The sequence below is a fragment of the Limnohabitans sp. Rim11 genome (assembly GCF_001269365.1).
Taxonomy (GTDB): Bacteria; Pseudomonadota; Gammaproteobacteria; order Burkholderiales; family Burkholderiaceae_C; genus Limnohabitans_A.
Genome location: NZ_CXOM01000003.1, coordinates 1 through 22,746 on the forward strand (window position 1 = coordinate 1; position 22,746 = coordinate 22,746).

Annotated in this window: 24 protein-coding genes and 1 tRNA gene; 7 read left to right on the plus strand and 18 right to left on the minus strand. The window is 52.0% G+C overall.

Annotated features, from left to right (window positions below):
* A partial coding sequence (locus AMM03_RS09105; protein ID WP_194942843.1) for an integrase core domain-containing protein occupies nucleotides 1-463 on the plus strand: 463 nt, incomplete at its 5' end.
* A gap of 417 nt (nucleotides 464-880) precedes the next feature.
* Here the strand turns inward: AMM03_RS09105 and AMM03_RS09110 are convergent.
* The 8 genes from AMM03_RS09110 to ureA all read right to left on the minus strand — a co-directional run bounded on the left by AMM03_RS09110 (nucleotide 881) and on the right by ureA (nucleotide 5,628).
* A tRNA-Ser gene (locus AMM03_RS09110) sits at nucleotides 881-968 on the minus strand.
* A gap of 85 nt (nucleotides 969-1,053) precedes the next feature.
* Complete coding sequence (gene ureG / locus AMM03_RS09115) at nucleotides 1,054-1,710, minus strand: urease accessory protein UreG (RefSeq protein ID WP_090131523.1); 657 nt, start codon at nucleotides 1,708-1,710, stop codon at nucleotides 1,054-1,056.
* Nucleotides 1,704-2,378 carry an urease accessory protein UreF gene (locus tag AMM03_RS09120; RefSeq protein WP_090130847.1) on the minus strand — a complete coding sequence of 225 codons (675 nt, stop codon included), beginning with the start codon at nucleotides 2,376-2,378 and terminating at the stop codon, nucleotides 1,704-1,706. The genes ureG and AMM03_RS09120 overlap by 7 nt, the downstream gene beginning before the upstream one ends.
* Complete coding sequence (ureE, locus tag AMM03_RS09125) at nucleotides 2,368-2,934, minus strand: urease accessory protein UreE (protein WP_090130849.1); 567 nt, start codon at nucleotides 2,932-2,934, stop codon at nucleotides 2,368-2,370. Before ureE ends, AMM03_RS09120 begins: the two co-directional genes overlap by 11 nt.
* An 8-nt stretch (nucleotides 2,935-2,942) precedes the next feature.
* Nucleotides 2,943-4,661 (minus strand): urease subunit alpha, encoded by a 1,719-nt coding sequence (ureC, locus tag AMM03_RS09130; RefSeq protein WP_090130851.1) that lies wholly within the window; start codon nucleotides 4,659-4,661, stop codon nucleotides 2,943-2,945.
* A gap of 1 nt (nucleotide 4,662) precedes the next feature.
* Nucleotides 4,663-4,992 carry an urease subunit beta gene (locus AMM03_RS09135; RefSeq protein WP_090130852.1) on the minus strand — a complete coding sequence of 110 codons (330 nt, stop codon included), beginning with the start codon at nucleotides 4,990-4,992 and terminating at the stop codon, nucleotides 4,663-4,665.
* A 10-nt stretch (nucleotides 4,993-5,002) separates the two neighbouring features.
* Nucleotides 5,003-5,299: a HupE/UreJ family protein gene (locus AMM03_RS09140; protein WP_090130854.1), complete on the minus strand. Its 297-nt coding sequence runs from the start codon at nucleotides 5,297-5,299 to the stop codon at nucleotides 5,003-5,005.
* 26 nt (nucleotides 5,300-5,325) lie between these two features.
* Complete coding sequence (ureA, locus tag AMM03_RS09145) at nucleotides 5,326-5,628, minus strand: urease subunit gamma (RefSeq protein ID WP_090130856.1); 303 nt, start codon at nucleotides 5,626-5,628, stop codon at nucleotides 5,326-5,328.
* 336 nt (nucleotides 5,629-5,964) lie between these two features.
* On the opposite strand from ureA, the gene urtA reads away from it, so the two are divergent.
* From urtA to urtE, 5 genes are all read left to right on the plus strand, one after another.
* A complete protein-coding gene (gene urtA / locus AMM03_RS09155) occupies nucleotides 5,965-7,236 on the plus strand; it encodes an urea ABC transporter substrate-binding protein (RefSeq protein ID WP_090131525.1) in 1,272 nt (423 codons plus the stop codon).
* 128 nt (nucleotides 7,237-7,364) lie between these two features.
* Nucleotides 7,365-8,921, plus strand: coding sequence for an urea ABC transporter permease subunit UrtB (urtB, locus tag AMM03_RS09160; protein ID WP_369793689.1), 1,557 nt, complete (start codon nucleotides 7,365-7,367; stop codon nucleotides 8,919-8,921).
* A 1-nt stretch (nucleotide 8,922) separates the two neighbouring features.
* Complete coding sequence (gene urtC / locus AMM03_RS09165; RefSeq protein WP_194942844.1) at nucleotides 8,923-10,041, plus strand: urea ABC transporter permease subunit UrtC; 1,119 nt, start codon at nucleotides 8,923-8,925, stop codon at nucleotides 10,039-10,041.
* Nucleotides 10,038-10,916 (plus strand): urea ABC transporter ATP-binding protein UrtD, encoded by an 879-nt coding sequence (urtD, locus tag AMM03_RS09170; protein WP_090130862.1) that lies wholly within the window; start codon nucleotides 10,038-10,040, stop codon nucleotides 10,914-10,916. The genes urtC and urtD overlap by 4 nt, the downstream gene beginning before the upstream one ends.
* An 11-nt stretch (nucleotides 10,917-10,927) precedes the next feature.
* On the plus strand, nucleotides 10,928-11,635 hold the full coding sequence (urtE, locus tag AMM03_RS09175) for an urea ABC transporter ATP-binding subunit UrtE (RefSeq protein WP_090130864.1): 708 nt from the start codon (nucleotides 10,928-10,930) through the stop codon (nucleotides 11,633-11,635).
* Here the strand turns inward: urtE and AMM03_RS09180 are convergent.
* From AMM03_RS09180 to AMM03_RS09225, 10 genes are all read right to left on the minus strand, one after another.
* Nucleotides 11,632-12,462 (minus strand): urease accessory protein UreD, encoded by an 831-nt coding sequence (locus AMM03_RS09180; protein ID WP_090130866.1) that lies wholly within the window; start codon nucleotides 12,460-12,462, stop codon nucleotides 11,632-11,634. The genes urtE and AMM03_RS09180 overlap by 4 nt on opposite strands.
* A gap of 5 nt (nucleotides 12,463-12,467) precedes the next feature.
* Nucleotides 12,468-14,099 (minus strand): ion transporter, encoded by a 1,632-nt coding sequence (locus AMM03_RS09185; protein ID WP_090130868.1) that lies wholly within the window; start codon nucleotides 14,097-14,099, stop codon nucleotides 12,468-12,470.
* 12 nt (nucleotides 14,100-14,111) lie between these two features.
* On the minus strand, nucleotides 14,112-14,681 hold the full coding sequence (locus AMM03_RS09190; protein WP_090130870.1) for a hypothetical protein: 570 nt from the start codon (nucleotides 14,679-14,681) through the stop codon (nucleotides 14,112-14,114).
* A gap of 135 nt (nucleotides 14,682-14,816) precedes the next feature.
* Nucleotides 14,817-15,584, minus strand: coding sequence for an ABC transporter permease (locus AMM03_RS09195; RefSeq protein WP_090130872.1), 768 nt, complete (start codon nucleotides 15,582-15,584; stop codon nucleotides 14,817-14,819).
* A gap of 12 nt (nucleotides 15,585-15,596) precedes the next feature.
* Complete coding sequence (locus tag AMM03_RS09200; RefSeq protein WP_090130874.1) at nucleotides 15,597-16,415, minus strand: ABC transporter ATP-binding protein; 819 nt, start codon at nucleotides 16,413-16,415, stop codon at nucleotides 15,597-15,599.
* Nucleotides 16,416-16,441: 26 nt separating this feature from the next.
* Nucleotides 16,442-17,476 (minus strand): ABC transporter substrate-binding protein, encoded by a 1,035-nt coding sequence (locus AMM03_RS09205; RefSeq protein WP_090130876.1) that lies wholly within the window; start codon nucleotides 17,474-17,476, stop codon nucleotides 16,442-16,444.
* Between the two features lie 171 nt (nucleotides 17,477-17,647).
* The gene (locus AMM03_RS09210; RefSeq protein ID WP_090130877.1) at nucleotides 17,648-18,916 is read right to left on the minus strand and encodes a M20 family metallopeptidase; all 1,269 of its coding nucleotides are present in this window, start codon (nucleotides 18,914-18,916) and stop codon (nucleotides 17,648-17,650) included.
* A gap of 9 nt (nucleotides 18,917-18,925) precedes the next feature.
* The gene (gene uraD, locus AMM03_RS09215) at nucleotides 18,926-20,701 is read right to left on the minus strand and encodes a 2-oxo-4-hydroxy-4-carboxy-5-ureidoimidazoline decarboxylase (protein ID WP_090130879.1); all 1,776 of its coding nucleotides are present in this window, start codon (nucleotides 20,699-20,701) and stop codon (nucleotides 18,926-18,928) included.
* Nucleotides 20,698-21,654 (minus strand): allantoinase PuuE, encoded by a 957-nt coding sequence (gene puuE, locus AMM03_RS09220; RefSeq protein WP_090130881.1) that lies wholly within the window; start codon nucleotides 21,652-21,654, stop codon nucleotides 20,698-20,700. The genes uraD and puuE overlap by 4 nt, the downstream gene beginning before the upstream one ends.
* Nucleotides 21,651-22,316, minus strand: coding sequence for a GntR family transcriptional regulator (locus tag AMM03_RS09225; RefSeq protein ID WP_090130882.1), 666 nt, complete (start codon nucleotides 22,314-22,316; stop codon nucleotides 21,651-21,653). Before AMM03_RS09225 ends, puuE begins: the two co-directional genes overlap by 4 nt.
* Nucleotides 22,317-22,387: 71 nt before the next feature.
* Here AMM03_RS09225 and uraH point away from each other — a divergent pair, with 71 nt between their 5' ends.
* Nucleotides 22,388-22,741 carry a hydroxyisourate hydrolase gene (uraH, locus tag AMM03_RS09230; RefSeq protein ID WP_090130884.1) on the plus strand — a complete coding sequence of 118 codons (354 nt, stop codon included), beginning with the start codon at nucleotides 22,388-22,390 and terminating at the stop codon, nucleotides 22,739-22,741.
* The last annotated feature ends 5 nt before the right edge of the window (nucleotides 22,742-22,746 follow it).

Here is a 22,746-nt window from a genome sequence, read left to right on the forward strand (position 1 = left end):
CAACGGAGAACGAGTTAGGGTGGCATTCGCATTGGACTGCTGCGATAGAGAAGTCATGAGTTGGGTTGCCACTACCAAAGGTATTGATGCCGGACTAGTTGGCGATTTGATGATGCAGGCTGTGGAGAAACGTTTTGGATCAAACGGTAAGCCGCCCAAAACGATTGAGTGGCTGACGGACAACGGCAGTTGCTACACAGCAGCAGAAACAAGAAGCTTTGCCAAAGAACTTGGCTTAAAGCCAGTGACAACACCTGTGACAAGCCCTCAAAGTAACGGCATGGCCGAGAGCTTTGTGAAGACACTGAAACGGGACTACGCCAAGTTGGCTAACCGGCCAGATTCAAAAACAGTAATGGCCCAACTGAAAGGTTGGTTCGATGACTACAATTCGTATCACCCGCACAGTGCACTTGGATACTTGCCACCAACGCTGTTCAGGGAGAAACGATCGGTAACTTAAACATACCGGCGGTACTGGAATACAGGGTCAAGGCCATTCTTCAACAAGCCTGTGTCACGCATCAGTCGTCTAAATGTGCCGTCAAGGCCTGGTGGTTGGTAGCCATCACTGAAGCGTAACAAAATGTCGGTCACACGCTGGGAAACTAGGACAAGAAGTATTTTTGAATACGGCTATGGAGGCAAGTCACACTCTGTGATCCTTTGAAAAGGGTTTGAGATACACCCTGCGCCAGGCGTGTCAACGACATGACGAGATAAGTTGTGTGGAGTTGGAAGCGTTGTGGCCCAGCGACATTGTCCAGATATGTCGCGGTGAGACGGGTGAAGTCCAGCACATTAGTGTGACTTGGAGTGTGACTCAGCGAAAGCGAAAAATAAAAAACCCTAAGTAAATCAATTACTTAGGGTTGTATACTGGCGGAAGCGGTGAGATTCGAACTCACGGACCCTTTCGAGCCGCCGGTTTTCAAGACCGGTGCAATCGACCACTCTGCCACACTTCCTGTGGGTCAAATTGTAACCTCGTTCTAAGGCCAAAAAAGGGCTAGCAGGGGCAGACTTGGAAAATTAATGTTGATCTGACCCCAATTAAACGAGCATGCCTTGGGTTTCGATGTAGGCGATGACGTCGGCCAGGCCGCTTTGGGTTTTGAGGTTGGTCATGACGAAGGGTTTGAGGCCCTTGGCGGTGGTGCGCATGCGGGTGGTGTCGGCGTGCATCACTTCCAGATCGGCGCCGACGTAGGGAGCGAGGTCGGTTTTGTTGATGACGAAGAGGTCACTTTTGGTAATGCCGGGGCCGCCTTTGCGTGGGATTTTTTCGCCGGCGGCCACGTCAATCACGTAGATGGTGAGGTCGGACAGTTCGGGGCTGAAGGTGGCGGCCAGGTTGTCGCCGCCGCTTTCGACAAAGACCACGTCGGCATTGGGAAACTTTTCTAGCATGCGGTCGATGGCTTCTAAGTTGATGGAGGCATCTTCGCGAATGGCGGTGTGAGGGCAACCACCGGTTTCAACGCCCATGATGCGGTCTGCATCGAGTGCGCCACTGACGGTGAGCAAGCGTTGGTCTTCTTTGGTGTAGATGTCGTTGGTGATGGCCACCAAGTCCCATTTTTGTTTCATGCTTTTGCAGAGCATTTCCAAGAGAGTGGTTTTGCCGGAACCCACGGGGCCGCCGATGCCCACGCGAAGGGGGGGCAGTTTTTTGGTGCGATTGGGAATGTGGTGCAAAGCGGTCATGATCTGAACAGTCTGGAGTATTGGATTTCGTGGCGGGCAGATAGCACGGCCAGCATGGGGCAAAAAGCTTGTCGTTCGTCATCGCTCAAGGCAATGGCGTGTTGCACCGCTTCGGGAATTTCTTGGGCCAATCGAGCCAATATTTTTTGACCTGACACTTGGCCTAAGGGCACTGCTTTCAGTGCGGCCTGCGTCATGTTTTCGGCCCAACCAAAGGCGTAGGCTTGAAGGGCCTGGTCCAGCGGAGCATGGGCCAGCGACAAGGCCAAAGACATGGCCATAGGGTAGGTGGGGCGCATGTCGCTGCAGAGCTTTAGAGCGACCTCTGTGGCTTTATTTTGAATGCGCAGCCAGTCCAGTAACGATCGGCCCATTTGTTCTGTTTGTAAACGCATCTCATGCGTTTCGCGGGTGGTATGAGCCCACTGGCTTAAATCTTTCAATCGATCGGTGTTCATGGCTTGCCAAGCGGGAATGGCCTGCGCCATGAGGGCCATGTCGCCTCGGGCCTGCGACAGATGCAGTTGATCGGCCAGCCAGTCTGCGCATGAAGCTTCGTCATGGACGTGCTCGTGATCGATGGCTGCTTCTAGGGCTTCAGAATAGGAAAAGCCACCCACTGGTAAAGCAGGTGAGGCCAACCAAATGAGTTGAAGGAGTTCAGTGGCCATGACCGTGATCGTGGTCGTGGTCGTGGCCTGAATGATCGTGGCCGTGGTGGCCATGTGAATGCCCATGGTCATCCCCATGACTGTGCCCCGAGCCCCCATGATGCGAACCGTATGCCCCACCTTCGGGCTCGAAGGCTTCTTCCACAGTGTTCACGATGAGGTGCATCGACCTCAACATCTCAGCCAACACAGAATCGGGTTCAATTTTGAGGTGATCAGGTTTGAGCTCAATGGGCACATGTCGATTGCCCAAGTGATAAGCCGCACGTGTCAGGTCAAACGGCGAACCATGCGCAGTACATGCCGTAATGCGCAGCAAGGTTTGCGGCGCGGCCTCTACTTTGATCAGGCTGCCATCGTCTGCCACCAACACATCACCGCCGCGCACCACATGGCCGCGCTGCAAAAATACAGACAACACACGACCACTGGAATCTTCGGTTTGGAATCGACTCTTTTGTCGAACATCCCAATCTAAGGATACCGTGGGTGCGCGCTTAATCAGCGCCTGCGCCAGGCCTTGACCGCCTGAAATTAATTTAGAGCAAGTGAGCATTCAATCGATCAGAACAAGAAGTAACGTTGTGTCATGGGCAAACTCACAGCTGGCTCGCACGTCAACAATAAGCCGTCCGCACGCACCGCATAAGTTTGTGCGTCCACTTCCATCTGAGGCGCGTAGTCGTTGTGAATCATGTGGCGTTTGCCCACGCCGCGAATACCTTTAACAGCGGCCAAGGTTTTCTGCAAACCATACTTCTGACCAATGCCAGCCGCCAAACCTGCTTGTGAGGTGAATGTGAGCGAGCCGCGCGCCAAAGCGCCACCGTAGCTGCCAAACATGGGGCGGTAGTGAACAGGCTGTGGAGTGGGAATAGACGCATTGGGGTCGCCCATAGCAGCCATGGCAATGAAGCCACCTTTCATGACGATGGCAGGTTTGACGCCAAAGAACGCGGGCTTCCAAAGCACCAAGTCGGCCCACTTGCCAGCTTCAATGCTGCCCACTTCGTGGCTAATGCCGTGCGCAATGGCTGGGTTGATGCTCAGCTTGGCAATGTAGCGCTTCACGCGGGCGTTGTCGTTGCGTTCTGTGTCGCCAGGCAACTTGCCGCGTTGCACTTTCATTTTGTGTGCGGTTTGCCAGCAGCGCAAAATGACTTCGCCCACACGGCCCATGGCTTGGCTGTCCGAGCTGAACATGCTGATGGCGCCTAGGTCATGCAAGATGTCTTCAGCGGCAATGGTTTCTTTTCGGATGCGGCTTTCGGCAAAGGCCAAGTCTTCTGGAATAGACGGGTCGAGGTGGTGGCAGACCATCAACATGTCGACGTGCTCATCTAGGGTGTTGATGGTGAACGGACGGGTTGGGTTGGTGGAGGAGGGCAGCACGTTGGCTTCGCCCACCACCTTCAAAATGTCGGGGGCATGACCACCGCCCGCCCCTTCGGTATGGAAGGTGTGAATGGTGCGGCCTTTAAAGGCGGCCACAGTGTCTTCTACAAAACCCGATTCATTGAGGGTGTCGGAGTGGATGGCCACTTGCACGTCGGTTTCTTCAGCCACGTTCAAACAGTTGTCGATGGCTGCAGGGGTGGTGCCCCAATCTTCGTGCAGCTTAAGGCCAATAGCACCCGCGTTCACTTGTTCACGCAATGCGTCAGGCAGGGCCGCATTGCCTTTGCCCAAGAAACCTAAGTTCATGGGGAAGGCATCGGCCGCTTGCATCATTCGCTCTATGTTGTGCGGGCCAGGGGTGCAAGTGGTGGCAAAGGTGCCAGTAGCCGGGCCGGTACCGCCACCCAGCATGGTGGTCACACCACTGGCCAAAGCTTCTTCAATTTGCTGAGGTGCAATGAAGTGGATGTGCGTGTCGATGCCGCCCGCTGTGACGATCATGCCTTCGCAGCTGATGATTTCGGTACCAGGGCCAATGATGATGTCGACGCCGGGTTGTGTGTCGGGGTTGCCGGCTTTGCCGATGGCCGCAATGCGATTGCCTTTGAGACCAATGTCGGCCTTGACAATGCCCCAGTGGTCAATGATGAGGGCGTTGGTGAGCACGCAATCCATAGCACCTTCTGCATTGGTGCGTTGCGATTGCGACATGCCGTCGCGAATGGTTTTGCCACCGCCAAATTTAACTTCTTCGCCATAGCCACCGGCTTGTAGTGTGAAGTCTTTTTCAACTTCAATGATGAGCTCGGTGTCGGCCAAGCGAACACGGTCGCCCACGGTGGGGCCAAACATTTCGGCGTAAGCGCGTTTGTTGATGTGGGCCATGTTAGGCAGCTTTCTTGGAAGAGGCGTCAAGCGGGCCGTTGGTCAAAGCTCTGAAGCCAAAGATGATGCGATCACCTGAATAGTCAACCAATTCAATGGTGCGTTGCTGGCCAGGTTCAAACCTAACTGCGGTGCCAGACGCTATGTTCAAGCGCATGCCGTGTGCTGCTGTACGGTCAAAGCTTAAGCCAGCATTGGTCTCGGCAAAGTGATAGTGCGATCCCACTTGAATGGGTCGGTCGCTGGTGTTTTGAACCACCAAGGTGCAGGTTCTGCGGCCAATATTCAGGGCATGTTGGCCCTCGTCTATAAAAAGTTCACCTGGTGTCATGGCTTGGCTTTCAAACTTGAGTGAACCAATAAATAAAGACAAGGACACAGGCCGTGCAGAGTGAACCCAAGATCAGTGCACGCGCTTGGCTCAAATTGCCCTTGATGTATTGGGCAATACCCATCCCGCCAAAATTGACGAATGCCGTGGCAGCGATAAAGCCAATGACGTAGCTCATGAAGTCAGAGGCGTGGGCATCTGTTCCATGTGGCTCGCCATGGCCGGCGTGGGCAAACGCTAAGCGTGTGCCCAAAAATACGAGGCTCAATGCAAGCAATTTGAAGAAGCGGTTTGTTTGGTTCAACATGAGGGTCTCCTAGTTAGGCAAGTGTTTTAAACGATGGGTTGATGCACGGTCACCAGTTTGGTGCCGTCGGGGAAGGTGGCTTCCACTTGAATGTCGGGAATCATTTCTGCAATGCCATCCATGACATCGGCGCGGGTGAGCAGGGTGCGGCCATCACTCATGAGTTGCGCCACTGTCTTGCCATCTCTGGCGCCTTCCATCACGGCGGCACTGATAAAGGCCACAGCTTCGGGGTAATTGAGTTTGAGACCGCGCGCTTTTCTGCGTTCGGCCAAGAGGCCGGCGGTGAAGATTAGCAATTTGTCTTTTTCGCGAGGTGTGAGTTCCATGGTGCACTCTGAAGGAAATGAGATTCAAGCTTACCTCAAGCAACTAGCATGCCCCAAAAAATTTAGGCAATCTAAGGCGCACCGCAACAGTGCAGATCGATTTTGGTGCCAAAAATATTGCCGTGCACAAAAGTGGTTCATGACGAGTTGGGTCTCGTGCATTGAATGTGAAAGCTAGGTGTCAGTTAATTTGCAAAGACGTCCACTGGACATTGATCTTCACTCTGAAACCTAGGGAAAACCAAAAGGTTGGCACAGCCCTTGCAGAGGCTTGTGCAGCGTTGCAGTTCTTCGCTTGTTTACCAACCTTCCTTAATCGATTGGAGTGCTCTTATGTTGAATCGTCGTGGCAATCTCAAAGCCTTGGCCCTTGCATCTGCCTTAGTGGCAGGCGGCTTGTCTTTCTCTGTACAAGCGCAAACCTCAAACACCATCAAAGTGGGTATCTTGCACAGCTTGTCTGGCACCATGGCCATTTCTGAAACTGTGTTGAAAGACACCGTGTTGATGACCATCGATGAAATCAACGCCAAAGGCGGTGTGTTGGGTAAAAAGCTGGAACCCGTGGTGGTTGACCCTGCTTCCAATTGGCCTTTGTTTGCAGAAAAAACAAAGCAACTCTTGGGTCAAGACAAAGTGTCCGTGATCTTCGGTTGCTGGACTTCTGTGTCACGTAAATCTGTGTTGCCCGTGGTTGAAGAAATGAACGGCTTGCTGTTCTACCCCGTGCAGTACGAAGGTGAAGAGCTGTCCAAAAACGTGTTCTACACAGGCGCTGCACCCAACCAACAAGCCATTCCAGCGGTTGACTATTTGATGAGCAAAGACGGTGGTTCTGCCAAGCGTTGGGTCTTGCTGGGTACCGACTATGTGTACCCCCGCACCACCAACAAAATTTTGCGCGCTTACCTCAAGAGCAAAGGCGTGAAAGACACAGACATCGATGAAAAATACACACCGTTTGGTCATTCAGATTATCAAACCATTGTGGCTGATATCAAGAAGTTTTCTGCCGGCGGCAAAACAGCCGTGGTGTCCACCATCAACGGTGACTCCAATGTGCCTTTCTATAAAGAATTGGGCAACGCTGGTTTGAAAGCCAAAGACGTGCCTGTGGTGGCCTTCTCTGTGGGTGAAGAAGAGTTGCGCGGCGTGGACACCAAGCCTTTGGTTGGTCACTTGGCTGCATGGAACTATTTCATGAGCATCAAGAACCCCGCCAATGACGAGTTCACTAAAAAGTGGGCTGCATACGCCAAGGCCAAGAACATTGCAGGTCACAAAGACAAGCCTTTGACCAACGACCCGATGGAAGCCACTTACATTGGTATCAACATGTGGAAGCAAGCGGTTGAAAAAGCCAAAACAACCGATGTGGACAAAGTGATTGCTGCCATGGCCGGCCAAACTTTCACAGCACCGAGTGGCATCACATCCAAAATGGATGAGAAAAACCACCACTTGCACAAGTCTGTGTTCATCGGCGAAATCAAGGCTGACGGCCAATTCAACGTGGTTTGGAAAACACCAGGCCCTGTCAAAGCCAAGCCATGGAGCCCTTACATCCCTGGCAACGACAAGAAGCCTGACGAACCTGCTAAGAAGTAATTTTTTGTAGAGCGTCCTAGAGGAAGGACGGTGTCGTCCTTCCTCTTTTTTATTGAATGTCGCAAAGACGAAACATGATTCGATTTAGAACTTGGCCAGTGGTATTTATCCTGGTTACATCCTTGGCGATGGCATTGATGGCTAGCCCTGCAAAAGCCATGAGCTTGGCAGAGATAAAGGGATTGGTTGACGGCGAGACCGATCAAAGAATTGAGACCCTGAACAAAGTGGTGGCGCAGGGCGATGAAAATACTTTGGTGTTTCTGCAAGCCTTGGCAGACGATGCTGTCAAAGTTGCAGGCGACAAAATTTGGATTGTGCGTGACAGCTTGGGCGCTGGTAAAGCACTCGATCCGCTCACCGGACAAAAGCAAGATTTGCCAGCCGATGCGCAAGATGTGGTGAGCAACAACCGCTTCCGTGGAGAAATTGAAACGGCACTGGCTGCATTGAAATTGTTCAGTGCCGATAGCGGTCTGCGCAAGCAAGCCATCAAGGCTTTGCTGAAAGAACACGATGCCAGCAAGTTGCCTTTATTGAACAAAGCGCTTGCGCAAGAACAAGACGCAAGTCTTAAAAATTTACTTCAATTGGCAAAAGCTGCTGCGCAATTAGGCGATACCGATGCGGGTGTGCGTTTGTCTTCAGCGCAACGTTTGGCAGAAAGCCAAACACCCGAAACACAGCTACTTTTGAATCAACGCTTGTCCGAAGAGACTGACGCACAAGTGAAGGCGCAGCTTCGCAAATCTTTGACGGCCATTGAAGGCGCCTTAAAAACAGGTGAACGTTTAGGCGCCTTGTTCACAGGTGCCAGCTTGGGTTCTATCTTGTTGTTGGTGGCCTTGGGCCTTGCCATTACCTATGGCTTGATGGGTGTGATCAACATGGCGCACGGCGAACTCATGATGATTGGCGCTTACGCCACCTACGTGGTGCAAATGCTCTTCCGTCAATATTTACCAGGTTACTTCGATGCTTACCTTTTGCTGGCTGTGCCGTTGTCCTTCTTAGCTTCTGCACTGGTGGGTGCCTTCATGGAACGCACGGTCTTGCGCCATTTGTACGGCCGACCTTTGGAATCTTTGCTGGCCACATGGGGTATCAGCTTAATCTTGATGCAAGCGGTCCGCTCCTTGTTTGGCGCCCAAAACGTAGGCGTTGAAAACCCTGCTTGGATGAGTGGTGGCATACAAGTTTTGTCCAATTTGACGCTGCCTTACAACCGATTGGTGATCATTGCCTTTGCAGCTGCTGTACTCATTGGTATGTCATTGGTGATTACCAAAACGCGTTTGGGTTTGTTTGTACGCGGCGTCACACAAAATCGACCTATGGCTTCGTGCATGGGGGTGAATACGGCGCGCATTGACACCTATGCTTTTGCCTTGGGTTCCGGCATTGCCGGCTTGGCGGGGTGCGCCTTAAGTCAGGTAGGCAATGTGGGTCCAGACTTAGGTCAGAACTACATCGTCGATGCCTTCATGGTGGTGGTGCTCGGCGGCGTGGGTCAATTGGCTGGCACCGTCTATGCTGCCCTGGGTTTGGGTTTGGCCAACAAACTATTGGAAGGCGTCACTGGCGCTGTCCTCGCCAAGATTTGTGTTTTAGTGTTCATCATCATCTTCATTCAAAAACGACCTCAAGGTATTTTTGCCATGAAGGGTCGGAGCGCGGAGGCTTGAGATGACAAACTTAACGATTCCTAAAATTGAATTGCCAGGCCGCGAGCCTTTGTTTACGCGCAAAGGCTGGACAGCATTTCTGGTTGCCCTAATCTTGGTGTGCCTTTGTGTACCCGTTATGAACTTGGTCGTGCCGCAAGGCCATTGGTTGCACTTTAGCGACTACGCCGTCAGCCTTGTTGGCAAAATCATGTGCTATGCCATTTGCGCCTTGGCCATGGATTTGATTTGGGGCTACACCGGCATCTTGTCCTTGGGGCATGGCTTGTTCTTTGCCATTGGCGGTTATGCCATGGGCATGTACCTTATGCGCCAAATTGGTACCGATGGCAACTACAAAAGCAACTTACCCGACTTCATGGTGTTCCTCGATTGGAAAGAGTTGCCTTGGCACTGGACTTTTTCTGATAGTTTTGTAGCCACCTTGTTTTTGATTGTGTTGGTGCCTGCTGTGGTGTCGGGCGTATTTGGCTACTTTGCCTTTCGCTCACGCATCAAAGGCGTGTACTTCTCCATCATTACCCAAGCGATGACCTTCGCTGCCATGCTCTTGTTCTTTCGCAACGAAACAGGCTTTGGTGGCAACAATGGCTTTACCGATTTCAAACGTATTATGGATTTGCCATTGGCCACGCCCAATATGCGCATGATTTTGTTTGTCTTGACGGGCCTGACTTTGCTCGGATTTTTCTTGATGGCCCGTTGGCTCATTCGCAGCAAATTTGGTCGCGTGTTGCAGGCCATCCGTGATGCAGAGTCTCGCGTCATGTTCTCTGGCTATTCGCCACTGCCTTACAAACTCAGCATCTGGGTCATCTCGGCTGTCATGTGCGGCGTCGCCGGTGCCTTGTATGTGCCGCAAGTGGGCATCATCAATCCGGGCGAAATGAGCCCTGCCAACTCCATTGAAATAGCCGTATGGGCTGCAGTAGGTGGCCGTGGAAGTTTGATTGGCCCAGTGGTGGGAGCCTTCTTAGTGAATGGCGCCAAGAGTTGGCTAACGGTCACAGCGCCAGAATTTTGGTTGTACTTCTTGGGTGCCTTGTTCATTGCGGTCACCTTGTTCTTGCCGCAAGGTGTGGTGGGCTTGGTACAGCGCATCAAAGGAGGCCGATCATGACCCCTGACCTCATGAAACAAGGTGCGCAGCGAGTGGCTGCACATGCACCTGAAAAGTACCAATCTAGTGCAACTGAATCGGGCGGTCGTGATGCCAGCTATGGCCGCATTCACACCCCCGGTGAAGTGGATGTGTCACACGGTCGAATTTTGTATTTGGAAGATGTGAGCGTCAGCTTTGACGGCTTCAAGGCCATCAACAAACTGTCATTGGACATTGCTCCCGGCGAATTGCGTTGCATCATTGGCCCCAATGGCGCAGGCAAAACCACCATGATGGACATCATCACGGGCAAAACACGGCCCGATGAAGGTCAAGTGTTTTTTGGCAGCACCATCGATTTACTGCGTCACAACGAACCCGAAATTGCGCAACTGGGCATTGGGCGTAAATTCCAAAAGCCCACAGTCTTTGAACAACTCACAGTGTTTGAAAATTTGGAACTTGCGCTTAAAACACCTAAGGGTGTGAAGGCATCCATGTTCTTCAAGTTGGACTCTGCGCAGTCCGATCGTTTGGCGGAAGTCCTTCACACCATTCACTTGGCCGACAGCGTGCGGACACAAGCCGGCAATTTAAGCCATGGCCAAAAGCAGTGGCTAGAGATTGGCATGCTGCTCATGCAAGACCCTAAGCTTTTGTTGCTAGACGAACCCGTGGCCGGTATGACCGATCACGAAACCGAAAGAACCGCAGAGTTGTTTTTGACCTTGAAGGGCAAGCATTCATTGATGGTGGTGGAGCACGACATGGGCTTTATCAAAACAATCTCTGACATCGTGACGGTGCTGTGTGATGGATCTGTGCTGGCGCAAGGCACGCTAGATCAAGTGCAGTCTGACGAGCGCGTGATTGAAGTTTATTTGGGCCGCTAAGGCGAAGCGATATGAATTTAACGGTCAAAAACATTCAGCAGTATTACGGCGGCTCTCACATCTTGCGTGACGTGAGTTTGGAAGCCAAGCAGGGCGAAGTGACGGTATTGCTGGGCCGCAATGGTGTGGGCAAAACCACTCTCTTGAAATCTCTGATGGGTGTGGTGCCTATCAAAAGTGGCTCGGTTGTTTTGGGTGAGCACGATCTCACTAAAGCAACGCCCTATGAGCGTGCGCGTGCCGGCGTGGGTTATGTACCGCAAGGCCGCGAAATTTTTGCGCGTCTAACAGTGGAAGAGAACCTGCTGATGGGCTTGGCTACACAGCCCGGCGGTACGCCTATTCCTGCCGAATTGTTTGAGTTGTTTCCAGTGCTTAAACAAATGCTGCACCGCCGCGGTGGCGATCTCTCAGGCGGTCAGCAACAGCAGTTGGCCATTGCCCGGGCCTTGGCGGCCAAACCCAAGCTACTCATTTTGGACGAGCCCACCGAAGGCATTCAGCCCAGCATCATCAAAGACATTGGCCGGGTCATTCGCAAGCTGGCCGATGAGGGCATGCAAGGCCAACGCATGGCGGTTTTGCTCTGTGAGCAGTACTACGACTTTGCCGAAGAGCTGGCCGACGCTTACATGGTGATGGAGCGCGGCGAAGTGATTGCCAAAGGCCCCGGCCACGAAATGCAAGCCAAGGGCATTCGGCAGTTGGTGGCCATTTAAACGCTCCAAATTCTGGGTGGTTCGCTGGGCAATTGCCAGAGGGTGTGTCGCCAACAAGCCCAGACTTGCTTGAGCAAGTCCATGCTGGGCTCTACCAAGGGCGACATGACCCGCATCACAATCACCTGTGGATGCGCGCAAGTGATGCCGGCTTGTAGTTTGAGGGGGTTGGCCTCTATGAGGCTTCTTGCGGCCTCTAGGGCTCTCTCTACGCGTTCAGGCGCGATAGGCGAACCGCAGGCAAACACCAAGCTGGCAAAACACTTTTGGCCCGCCAATCCCAAAGGACTGTTGAGCCAACGTGCGTCATTGCCTTGAATGTTGCCTCGCTCCAGCCAGACACCTGGAATTTCTAGGTGCTGCTGAAAGTGGCCCTGCTTAAAAGATTGGTCCGAGGAGGGGAGGCCCAACGCAGTCACATCCCAAGTGATCAATTCAGCATTCGGTGCCAAATGGAAAACAGCACGGTTGGTGGCTTCGCAGTCGTTGTAGGCAATGGCCTCAAGCGGCAGCCATTCAAGTCGGGCTTGATCGGACACATGGGCAACCACTTGCTGCAAAGCAGGGTGGCCGCCAGATTTGTAAAAGCGCGTGGCGCCTGGCGTACTCACCAAACCATGCGCACCTGTTGCGACAGACACTTGAATGTCAATGGTGTCACCGCCAACCAATCCACCTGGCGGGTGAACTAGGACGTTGTGACAGATTGAATCGCCTTCGGGGTAAAGGCTCTTTAAAATGCGCAGCGGCCCCTGGTGAGAATGCCTGGCAACGGTACGCTGAGACTCCGAGGTGTAATCAAGCTTGAGTTCAGCGTGCCATGCCATGGAGATCAGCGCTCGTTAGAAGCTGATTGCTGAAGGGCAATCAAGGTCCAGAGCTTCTTGTCTGTTTCAGTTAAACGTTCTGAGCTATCAACTGCAGCGTGGAACTTGTCTTGATCGGTCAGCAAGCTGAGCTGTCTGACTTGGCCCAGCAAGTGTTTGAAATGTTCAATGGTGTGGTCTGTATTGCTTGCTATTTTATGCAATGGCAAGACTGACACATCGTCCATCAATTCACGCTCTCGCTTTGCTTTTTCAATGAGGACTCTAACTTCCTCATCACTCAAGTGCAGGCGTTTGGCTTCATGTTTGATGTATTCGGCTTCCGACTCGTCAATGTTGCCATCCGCAAGCATTTCATATAGCTTGTTGACCAAGGCTTCTCGGTCCATTTTGAGTTGATCGCTGAAGGCAGAAGACAAAAGGGCAGCCGGAATTGCAAAAATACCAATTCCGATCAGCGCCAAAACAATGGTCATAGCCCGTCCTGCTGGTGTGACGGGAGATATATCGCCGTAGCCCACGGATGCCAGGGTAATGACAGCCCAGTAAATGGATTGTGGAATGTTTTCAAATTTTTCTGGTTGTGCTTCGTGCTCAAACAGATAGCCCAAACTGGCTGTCATCACTACCAGCAACAACATAATGAAAGCCGAGGCCGCCATGACAGGCCATTCACGGGCAACCACCTTGGACAGCGACTGCGTGGCACCGGTGTATCGAGTTAACTTGAGTAACCGCAGCAAGCGGAAGACTCGCATGAATCGCAAGTCAAACAAGTGATGCAAGAACACTTCAAGGAAGAAGGGTGCAATGGCCAACAAGTCAATGATGGAAGATGTTGACTTGGCCAATTTGAGGCGTCCTGCTACAGCCCTTTGATAACCTGGCTCTTCGACGCAGCAATAGAGCCGCAAGCAATACTCGACGGTAAAAATACTCACCGCAATGGCATCCAGTATGAGGAACTCTAAGTTCAGCAAGTAATGGATGCTGTGAACGGATTCAAAGATCACAGCAAGCACTGAGATGATGACCCAAATCACAATGAATGTGTCGAACATGTGATGGAGCTCACCACCATATTCACTTGGGAATACCAAGGCGTGCATTTTTTGACGGAATGTTCGGCCCTTGTTGGCTTGGACAAATTCTTTGTAAGCAGGAATCAAGACCCTGAACAACTTCAAGATTCGAAGCAATCGCAGGAATCGCAAGAATCGCAAATCAATCGAAATGAAGGCTTGCAGGAAGAAAGGCAAAATGGCCACTAAGTCGATGATTGCAAAGGGACTGGTGGCATAGCGTGCGCGAGCAAAACGATGCTTCTTAAATTCTTCGTCCTCTGGTGCTAGATAAAACCGAACTGCATATTCAATTGTGAAGATGAGGACGGATATCACATCAAAATAGTGAAACCAAACTTGATTGGGCTCAAAGATGGCTGGCACATGTTCAAAGACCAGTGCGAACAAGTTGGCGACAATCAATAATCCAATCCAATGATCGATTGATTTTTGATGATTGCCTTCTATGTGCGGATCTAGCAGCCATGCATACAGCCATTTTCTGAATGGCAAATCGCTGGAAATTTCGACTTCGTGCGAAAGAAGCTGGGATTCAATGCTCTGATTGGACATGGTGACCCCTGTTTAAAATTCGAACTCATCGACTTTGATGGGGTAGCCACCTTTGTTGCAGACAGTTAGTTTGAGGGCAAGCTTGGTATCAATGGCATCCATTTCTACCAATTGTGATGCGACCGCGGGTACCGCTGATCCTGGTGGTGTTGGCACAATTTTCTCTAAAACTATGCTGCCAACTGTGCTTCTGTCTTTGGGGTCGCACTTGGCAATGAACGCAACGGGTTCACCTGTAAAAGCGTTTTTAAGCCCATTGAGTTCTTTGACACTTTCCATGATCTCATTGAAGCAATCTCCCCAGCGCCTTCTTTCCATGGCACTGGCAGCGCAACTTTCGATGGCAAAGTCTTCTTGAATACGTGGCTCGCTATTGTCTTTGAGCCACTTCACCCAAGCTTCACCATTTTGTTTGGTGACTTCGTTTTTATTGCCTTCTTCGTGTGACAAAACGCCAACCCATGCAACGCAAACTAAGGTGCATGCTAAAAAAATCAGGAACAAGATGTCCCAAACGTTCGGATTGCCAGATACCACGGCTGTGGGTTTTGCATCCGCATTGGACTGTGCTGACTCGGTCATGGAACTTGCTCCCTATAGCGATGCAATTTCTCAAAATGCCGAACTGGCATTTCGATTTACTGGTGCATCGTAAGGAATCGGCTCTAAAGGTCAAGCCTTTAGAGCCGGTCTGGAAATAAACCTAGAGGGAATGGTTTATTCGTTGTTGGTGCCGCGGTGGGCCCAAGCTGTGGTGTGCTTTTCGATGTAGCTAAAAAGTTCGTACATCACCATGGCCATGGCACCCACCACCATCAATCCAGAAAAAGCCAGGCCCATTTGCATGGCCGAACCCGCGGAAATCAAGAGGTAACCAATGCCTTCATTGGCCGCTGTCATTTCAGACACTGTGGTGCCCACAAAGGCCAAGGTAATTGCCACCTTGAGGGAGCCATAGAAGTAGGGCATGGAGCGGGGCAAACCCACCTTGACCAACACGTCCCAGCGTTTTGCTCCCAGCACACGCAACACGTCTTCAAGTTCGGGCTCGAGAGTGGCCAAGCCCGTGGCAATGTTCACCATGATGGGGAAGAAGCTGATTAAGAAAGCTGTGAGGATGGCGGGGCCAATGCCGATGCCGAACCACACCACCAAGATCGGCACGAAGGCCGCTTTGGGCAATGCGTTGAAGGCGGTCATGAGGGGGTAAACCGCGGCATAGGCTAAGCGTGAGCTACCAATGACAAAGCCAAGCAAGACGCCCACCACAATGGCAATGCCAAAGCCCGCCATGGTGACCCAGTAGGTGCGCCATGCGTGTGCGGCTATGACGCCACTGAATTCAACCGTTTGCTGTGCAATGCGCAGCGGGCTGGGGAAAATAAATTCAGAAACATTGAAGATGCTGCACACCGCCTGCCAAATGGCAATGGTGATGATGAGCAAAAACCAAGGTGCTGTTTGTTCGAGTGTTTTTTTGTTCACAACATCACCTGCTTATTGATTGATAACGGCGCCGGCTTGGCGAATGGCACCAATGTGGCCACGCAACTCGTGAACGATGTTGGTGAACTCAGGCGTGTAAGTGACTTCCAAGTCGCGGGGACGCGGCAAGTCGATTTCTTTCTTGACCACGAAACGTCCTGGGCTTTTGCTCATGACATAAACCGTGTCGGCCAAGAAAACTGATTCGCGCAAATCGTGCGTGACCAAAATAACGTTGAACTTTTGTTCGGTCCAGAGGTCGCGCAAGATGCACCACAACTCTTCGCGGGTGAATGCATCGAGCGCACCAAAGGGTTCGTCAAGCAGCAGCATTTTGGGCTCGTGAATGAGCGCGCGGCAAATGCTGGCGCGTTGTTGCATGCCGCCAGAGAGTTGCCAAGGGAACTTGTTTTCGTAACCGCCCAAGCCCACTGTCTTTAACAGTTTGATGGCGCGCTCTGCAAACTCGGCTTTGCGTTGTTTGAACTGAGAGCGGAAGGGCTCGACAATTTCAAGCGGGAGCAAGACATTGTCGAGCGTGGTGCGCCAAGGCAACAAAGACGGCGCCTGGAATGCCATGCCACTGATTTTCAAGGGACCTGTCACGGGTTGGCCATCGACAAAAATTTGACCTTTGCTGGGACGCTTTAGTCCCGTGGTCAGCTTCATGAAGGTGGACTTGCCGCAGCCCGAGGGGCCGACAATGGCAATGAACTCGCCCTGTTTGACTTGCAAGTTGATGTCCTCAACTGCGAAGTGATTTTGGGCCAACAACTCATCGTTGTAGGCCAACCAAACATTTTGAAAATCAACGAAATTTGCAGTGGTCAAAACAGGCCGCCTTGTTCAATCAGTCATTACTTCTTTGGTTTTGGCAAGATGTCGAGTTCTTTGGCGCTAGGCAAGAAAGAACCGTTCCAAATGTCATCTGCCTTGACGCGTGTCTTGGTGTTGAACGCATCAGAAACTTGTGAAGCCATCAAAGACAAACGGGGACCTTTGATTTGGCCAAAGCCTTCTTCGCGGGCGGAGGGGCTGTTAATGACCGTGTCGATGGCCAACTGCAAGCGACGTGTTTCGAGTTCAACGTTGATGATGCCGTCACGTGCTTTGACATCGGCAATGGCTGCGGCAGGGTTGGCCATCACGTCTTTAGCGCCTTTGGTGAAGGCAGACAAGAAAGCTTTCAATGCAGCTGGGTTTTCTTTGATGATCTTGGGTGATGCAATGATGGCATTGCCGTACAGCTTCACACCAAAGTCAGGGTACTGCATGACCACCACGTCGTCGGCTTTCACGCCGCGAGCTTCAATGTTCAAGAGGGATGTGAAGGTGAAGCCAGTGATGGCATCGACATCGCCGCGAACCAACATGGTTTCACGCAATGGAGGATCCATGGCCGTCCAAGCTACGTTGCCAATGCTGTTGGCTTTTTGGAAGATGGGGAAAGCGCGGCGACCTGCGTCAAACACAGGCGCACCCAATTTCTTGCCAGCCAAATCGGCAGGCGTTTTGATGCCTGATTTTTTGAGGGCCATGACAGAAGCTGGCGTGTTGTTGTAGACCATCATGATGGCCACAGGCTTGTTGGGGGCGTCGGGGTTGTTGGCGTGGAATTCCATCAGGGCTGCCAGGTCGGCAAAACCAACGTCGTAGCTGCCAGAAGCAACACGCGTAACGGCACCACCAGAACCGTTGCCAGCGTCAACAGTGACGTCCAGCTTGGCGTCTTTGAAATAACCTTTTGCTGCTGGTGTCAGAAAAAATGCTGATAGACCTTCAAAGCGCCAATCCAGTTGGAACTTCAAGGGTGTATTTTGAGCATTGGCCATGCCAAAAGAGCAGGCGGCCAGCAGGGCGGCTGTGGTTTTAAGCAAGAAACGTTTTTTCATAAGAACTCCAAATGGGTGATGGACGGATTTGAGATTAATGGCAGTCAAACAACTAGCAAAATCGATGCCATTATGAATCCCATCAACTGGCCTCTTGTTTTACAAAGTGTATACAGTTTTGGGCCGTTTGGGATCAGTAAAACCCCGAGTAAGCCCTGTTTTGGGTTGAATTTATTTCAGCAGATCCAAAATGGTGCGAGAGATCACTTTGGTGGCCTTCCGCAAATCTTCTAAATTGAGCCGTTCATCCGCCCGTTTGGCATGAGATTCCAACACGGTGCGAGGGCCTGCACCATAAATAACCCCTGGAATGCCTTTTTCAACATAGAGCCTGACGTCCGTGTACAAAGGCGTGCCCATAGCAGGTATGGGTTCGCCAAAGACAGTTTGGCCGTGTTGTTGGATGGCATTGACCAGCGGTGCATTGCCCGCCAGAGGTTTCATGGCGTGGGCCATGAGCATTCGTTTGATGTCAATGTGAATTTGGACATCGGCTGCACGCCCTTGATTAAATTCTGCCGCAGCCTGCGCAATCACTTCCCGAATGTTGGCTTCAACTTGTTCTGGGTTTTCTTCGGGAATCATGCGCCGATCGAGTTTGAAACTGACCGTGCCAGGAACCACGTTGGTATTGGTGCCACCTTCAATGCGGCCCACATTCAGGTAAGGGTGATTGATGCCCTCTACCTTGGATTGAACTTTCTTATAGAGTTTGTTTTGGGCGTAAAGGTGATTCAAAATGTGCACCGCGCCTTGCAAAGCATCCACGCCCGTATCTGGAATGGCAGCGTGGGCCATTTTGCCGTGCACGGTGACTTCCATTTGCAAACAACCGTTGTGGGCAGTCACCACTTGGTAGCTAAAGCCCGCTGCAATCATGAGGTCTGGCTTGGTCAAGCCTTTGTCCAAAAGCCAGCCAGGACCTTTCTCGCCACCAAATTCTTCGTCGTATGTGAAGTGCAATTCGACATTGCCTTTGAGGGCTAATTGCTGTTTGGATTGCAAAGCTTCCACTGCTCGCAATGCAAATGTGAATGTTGAAAAATCACATTTACTCACTGCGGTGGCGCGGCCGTACATGTGGCCATTTTCAATGACGCCACCGTAGGGTGGGTGGGTCCAGCCTTCACCTGGGGGCACCACATCGCCATGGGCATTCAGGGCGATGGTTTTGCCGCCGTCGCCAAAGTGCCTGCGCACAATCAAATTGGTCAGAGAGGTCAGGCCATAGGCTTTGACTTCCTCTTCGGGGACAGGAAACTGTTCGGCCTCATAGCCCATGCTTTTGAGAAGCTCCGTGGTTCTGGCAGCATGAGGCGCATTGTTGCCAGGTGGCGTGTCGGTCGGAACCTGCACCAGGGCTTGAAGAAATTTCACTTGTTCGTCAAAGTGAGCGTCGATCCACTGATCAAGTTGTTCGTAGTTAGGTGTGGAGTTCATGGTGAGTTTTTAAGAATTTTCTTCGGCAAGTTGTTTCAGCACATGGTTGAACGCATCCACGCAAAGTTGAATGTCATCGCTGGTGCTGGATTCCAAGGGGTTGTGGCTGATGCCGCTGTTTTCGCCGCGCACAAACAGCATGGCTTGGGGCATGAGCTCATGCAGTTTCATGGCATCGTGGCCAGCGCCACTGGGCATGATGTAAAGAGGAACGCCCAAGCTGTTCAGGGCATTCTCCCAGCGCTTTTGCCATGCGGGTGCGCTGGGTGCAGCAGGCGCTCTGAGCGTTACTTCGCGCTGGCAGACCAGTCCGCGCCGTTCGCAAATTTCGTCCATGGCTTTCAAGATGTCTTGTTCTAAAGCGTCGCGTTGCCGGTCAGTGGGAGCACGCATGTCCATTGAGAAAAGGCAGCGTCCTGGAACCACATTGATAGAGCCATTGGGCACTTGAAGCTGGCCCATGGTGGCCACAGAATCGCCATCGGCCGCTGCGCGTTTTTCCATGAAGAGGGCCAACTCTGCTACAGCAAGGGCGGCATCGCGCCTGCGATTCATGGGCGTGGTACCAGCGTGACTGGCCACACCTTCCATGGTGCACAAGTAGCGCACGCTGCCATTGATAGAGCTGACCACACCCAGTGGCAAATTCATTTCGTTCAGCACAGGGCCTTGCTCAATGTGGACTTCGATGAAGCCTAAATAATCGGCGGGATTTCTTTGAATTTGAGGAATTTCGTTTTCGTTGAGGCCCGCTTTTTTCATGGCTTCGCGCATTGAAATGCCATCGGCGTCCAGTTGCGTCAGCCACTCAGAATTGAACTGGCCTACCAACGCGCCTGAGCCCAAGAAAGTGGCTTTGTAACGTTGGCCTTCTTCTTCTGCAAACGCCACAACTTCAAGGCCAAAGGGCAGGCGTTGCTTTTGTTGTGACAGTTGCTGAACGCAAGCAATCGGCACATAAATACCTAGCCTGCCATCGTATTTGCCGCCATTTCGCACGGTGTCAAAATGGCTGCCTGTCATGAGATAAGGTGCGCCTGATTTGGAAGGCTGATATCGGCCCACCACGTTGCCCACCGCGTCGACAAACACTTCGTCAAATCCGGCAGATTTCATGGTCTGTTGAATGCTGGCGCTACAAGCCATGTGAGCTTCTGTGAGGTAGGTCACAGTCAGTTGGCCATTTTCTTTGAAGCCCGGATCGCTGAACTGTGCAAGTTCCTCTTGCCAGTCCCAAACCTGGTGGCCCTGTGTGGGTTCACATGCCGCTTTGTCGTTCAACCGAATTTCAACGATGCGATGAATATTGCGCAAACATTCTTGCAATTCAAAATCAGGGTGTCCGTTGAGTCGACGTTCAAAAGTGGCAATGATTTGATGTTTATTGAGACCTTTGCCGCGCGGTCCGCGCACCGCCAAAATAAAGGGCCAGCCAAATTTTTGGTTGTAGGCTGCGTTGAGCGTTTGAATTTTTTCAAATTCTTCGGGTGTGCACTCCGTTAAGCCAGCCTTGCTCTGCTCGTTGGTAGATTCTGCAGTTAATTCTTTGCGCACCATGGCTTTGCCAGCCAACTCGGGGTGGGCCCGAATCAGGCCAATCTGTGCATCGCGACCTGCGTCTTGCAGAACTTGCGTCATGCAATGTTTCAGGTGCGCCCAAGAAGCAAAGGGCCGTTGTGCCAAGGCCCGTTCTGCAATCCAAGGCGAGTGCTCATAAAGGCCATCGAGCAGTTGCGTGGCCTCGGCGACAGTGGCCGTGTTGAGTTGTGTCAGAGTCAGTGTCATGTTGCGTAGGGGTGTGTGGCTTTCCAGTGGCGCGCAACATCTAATCTGCGACAGACCCACACTTGGTCATGGGCTTGGATGTGGTCCAAAAATCTTTGCAAGGCAGTAATGCGACCAGGCCTGCCCAAGAGTCGGCAGTGCATGCCAATGCTCATCATCTTGGGGCGGTTCAAACCTTGCGGATCGCCTTCTTTGTAGAGTGCGTCGAAGGTGTCTTTCATGTACTGGAAAAACGGGTCGGCATGCGAGTAGCCTTGAGGCAGTGCAAAGCGCATGTCGTTGCAATCTAAGGTGTAGGGCACGATGAGTTGGGGGGCCAATTGACCATCGCTCTTTTGTACTTTCATCCAAAAGGGCAGGTCGTCACCGTAGTAGTCGCTGTCGTATTCGAAGCCGCCAAAATCGGCCACCAAGCGGCGTGTGCGAGGGCTGTCGCGGCCTGTGTACCAACCCAAGGGTCGCTCGCCCATGAGGTCTTTCATGATGGCCATGGCTTCTGCCATGTGCGCACGCTCGGTGGCTTCGTCAATGTTTTGATAGTGAATCCACTTCAAACCATGGCATGCAATGTCGTAGCCCAATTCTTGGCATGCGGCCAAGACATCTGTGTGTTTTTGCAGGGCCGTGGCCACCCCAAACACTGTCAAGGGCAATTGGCGTTTTTCAAATTCACGCAAAATGCGCCAGACGCCTGCACGGGAGCCATATTCGTAAATGCCTTCCATGCTGATATGGCGTTCGGGATAGGCGGCAGGGCTGAACATTTCAGACAAGAACTGCTCAGAGCCTGCATCGCCATGCAGCACAGAATTTTCACCACCTTCTTCGTAGTTCAAAACAAACTGAACGGCAACGCGAGCTTGCCCAGGCCATTGGGCGTGGGGCACGTCACGGCCATAGCCTTGGAGGTCGCGTGGGTAGGGGGCTGTGGTGTCGTAGGGGGCGTGGTTCATGACAAGGCCAATGCAATATCGTAGGTCGGGATTTTTTTGTTGAAGCTCAAACTTTGCTCCACAAAATTCAAATGCGACTCCATGAGCTGCGCCGCTAAATCGGCATTCTTCTGCGCCATGGCGTCGACAATTTCATCATGCTCTTCAGCAGAATGCTGTGCGGCATTTTGTGATTGGTACATCAGAGTAATGAGGGCACAGCGCGAAATAAGCTCGCCCAATATTTGCGCCAATACCGGATTGCCCATGAGCTCTGCAATGCGCACATGGAAATCGCCCAACAATTCGGTGCGCCCCCTCACGTCTTCGTGCGAAATGGCTTCTTTTTCTTGTTTGATGTGGGCCTTCAAGGCGCGCACTTTGGCGGGGGTGATGTCTCGAACAAATTCCCGCGTCATTTGCACTTCCAACATGCGCCTGACCGCAAAAACTTGTTTGGCTTCGTCGGCGGAGGGCGCGGCCACAAAAGCGCCGCGCGCGGGCTCCATTCGGATGAGCTTGTTTTGGGAGAGCTGAAAAAGGGCCTGCCTGACCAGAGTTCTGGAAACACCAAAGTGGGTGGCTAACTTTTGCTCAGCCAATTTGGAGCCCGGCATGAGCCGGTGCTCGACAATGGCTTTGGTCAAAGCACTGACAATAGCGTGGGTTGATGAGGTTTCCATGCGAAATCATGATAGCTTCAAAAGCCAAAAGTGTATACACTTTCAGTCGACAAATTTAAGGAAAATTGAAAATGGGTTTGAGTACACACGTTTTGGACACCATGCATGGTTGTCCCGCTGCTGGCATGCAGGTCAGCCTCTACACCACCGAAGGTCAATTTGCCACCTTGGTCAAAACCTTCCAATTGAATACAGATGGCCGCAATCCAGAGGGCCCTTTGTACGACAACGCCAGTTTGCTGAAGGGCACTTACCGGCTTGTTTTTGATGTGGCTGGGTATTTCAAAGCCAAGGGGGTTGCCTTGCCAGAACCCTCCTTTTTGAACCAAGTCGCCCTCGATTTTGGGGTCGCCGACATCACGCAGCACTATCACGTGCCGCTATTGGTCAGCCCTTGGAGTTACTCGACCTACCGAGGCTCCTGAATTTA

Bases quoted from the DNA above. Each gene is read 5' to 3' on its own strand.
- ureA (WP_090130856.1), bottom strand. From the start codon at position 5,628: ATGGAACTCACACCTCGCGAAAAAGACAAATTGCTAATCTTCACCGCC.
- uraD (WP_090130879.1), bottom strand. From the start codon at position 20,701: ATGACACTGACTCTGACACAACTCAACACGGCCACTGTCGCCGAGGCC.
- urtD (WP_090130862.1), top strand. From the start codon at position 10,038: ATGACCCCTGACCTCATGAAACAAGGTGCGCAGCGAGTGGCTGCACAT.
- AMM03_RS09180 (WP_090130866.1), bottom strand. From the start codon at position 12,462: ATGGCATGGCACGCTGAACTCAAGCTTGATTACACCTCGGAGTCTCAG.
- puuE (WP_090130881.1), bottom strand. From the start codon at position 21,654: ATGAACCACGCCCCCTACGACACCACAGCCCCCTACCCACGCGACCTC.
- AMM03_RS09210 (WP_090130877.1), bottom strand. From the start codon at position 18,916: ATGAACTCCACACCTAACTACGAACAACTTGATCAGTGGATCGACGCT.
- urtE (WP_090130864.1), top strand. From the start codon at position 10,928: ATGAATTTAACGGTCAAAAACATTCAGCAGTATTACGGCGGCTCTCAC.
- AMM03_RS09205 (WP_090130876.1), bottom strand. From the start codon at position 17,476: ATGAAAAAACGTTTCTTGCTTAAAACCACAGCCGCCCTGCTGGCCGCC.
- ureC (WP_090130851.1), bottom strand. From the start codon at position 4,661: ATGGCCCACATCAACAAACGCGCTTACGCCGAAATGTTTGGCCCCACC.
- AMM03_RS09135 (WP_090130852.1), bottom strand. From the start codon at position 4,992: ATGACACCAGGTGAACTTTTTATAGACGAGGGCCAACATGCCCTGAAT.
- urtB (WP_369793689.1), top strand. From the start codon at position 7,365: ATGGCATTGATGGCTAGCCCTGCAAAAGCCATGAGCTTGGCAGAGATA.
- AMM03_RS09120 (WP_090130847.1), bottom strand. From the start codon at position 2,378: ATGGCCACTGAACTCCTTCAACTCATTTGGTTGGCCTCACCTGCTTTA.
- AMM03_RS09140 (WP_090130854.1), bottom strand. From the start codon at position 5,299: ATGTTGAACCAAACAAACCGCTTCTTCAAATTGCTTGCATTGAGCCTC.
- AMM03_RS09190 (WP_090130870.1), bottom strand. From the start codon at position 14,681: ATGACCGAGTCAGCACAGTCCAATGCGGATGCAAAACCCACAGCCGTG.
- AMM03_RS09185 (WP_090130868.1), bottom strand. From the start codon at position 14,099: ATGTCCAATCAGAGCATTGAATCCCAGCTTCTTTCGCACGAAGTCGAA.
- uraH (WP_090130884.1), top strand. From the start codon at position 22,388: ATGGGTTTGAGTACACACGTTTTGGACACCATGCATGGTTGTCCCGCT.
- AMM03_RS09225 (WP_090130882.1), bottom strand. From the start codon at position 22,316: ATGGAAACCTCATCAACCCACGCTATTGTCAGTGCTTTGACCAAAGCC.
- ureE (WP_090130849.1), bottom strand. From the start codon at position 2,934: ATGCTCACTTGCTCTAAATTAATTTCAGGCGGTCAAGGCCTGGCGCAG.
- urtC (WP_194942844.1), top strand. From the start codon at position 8,923: ATGACAAACTTAACGATTCCTAAAATTGAATTGCCAGGCCGCGAGCCT.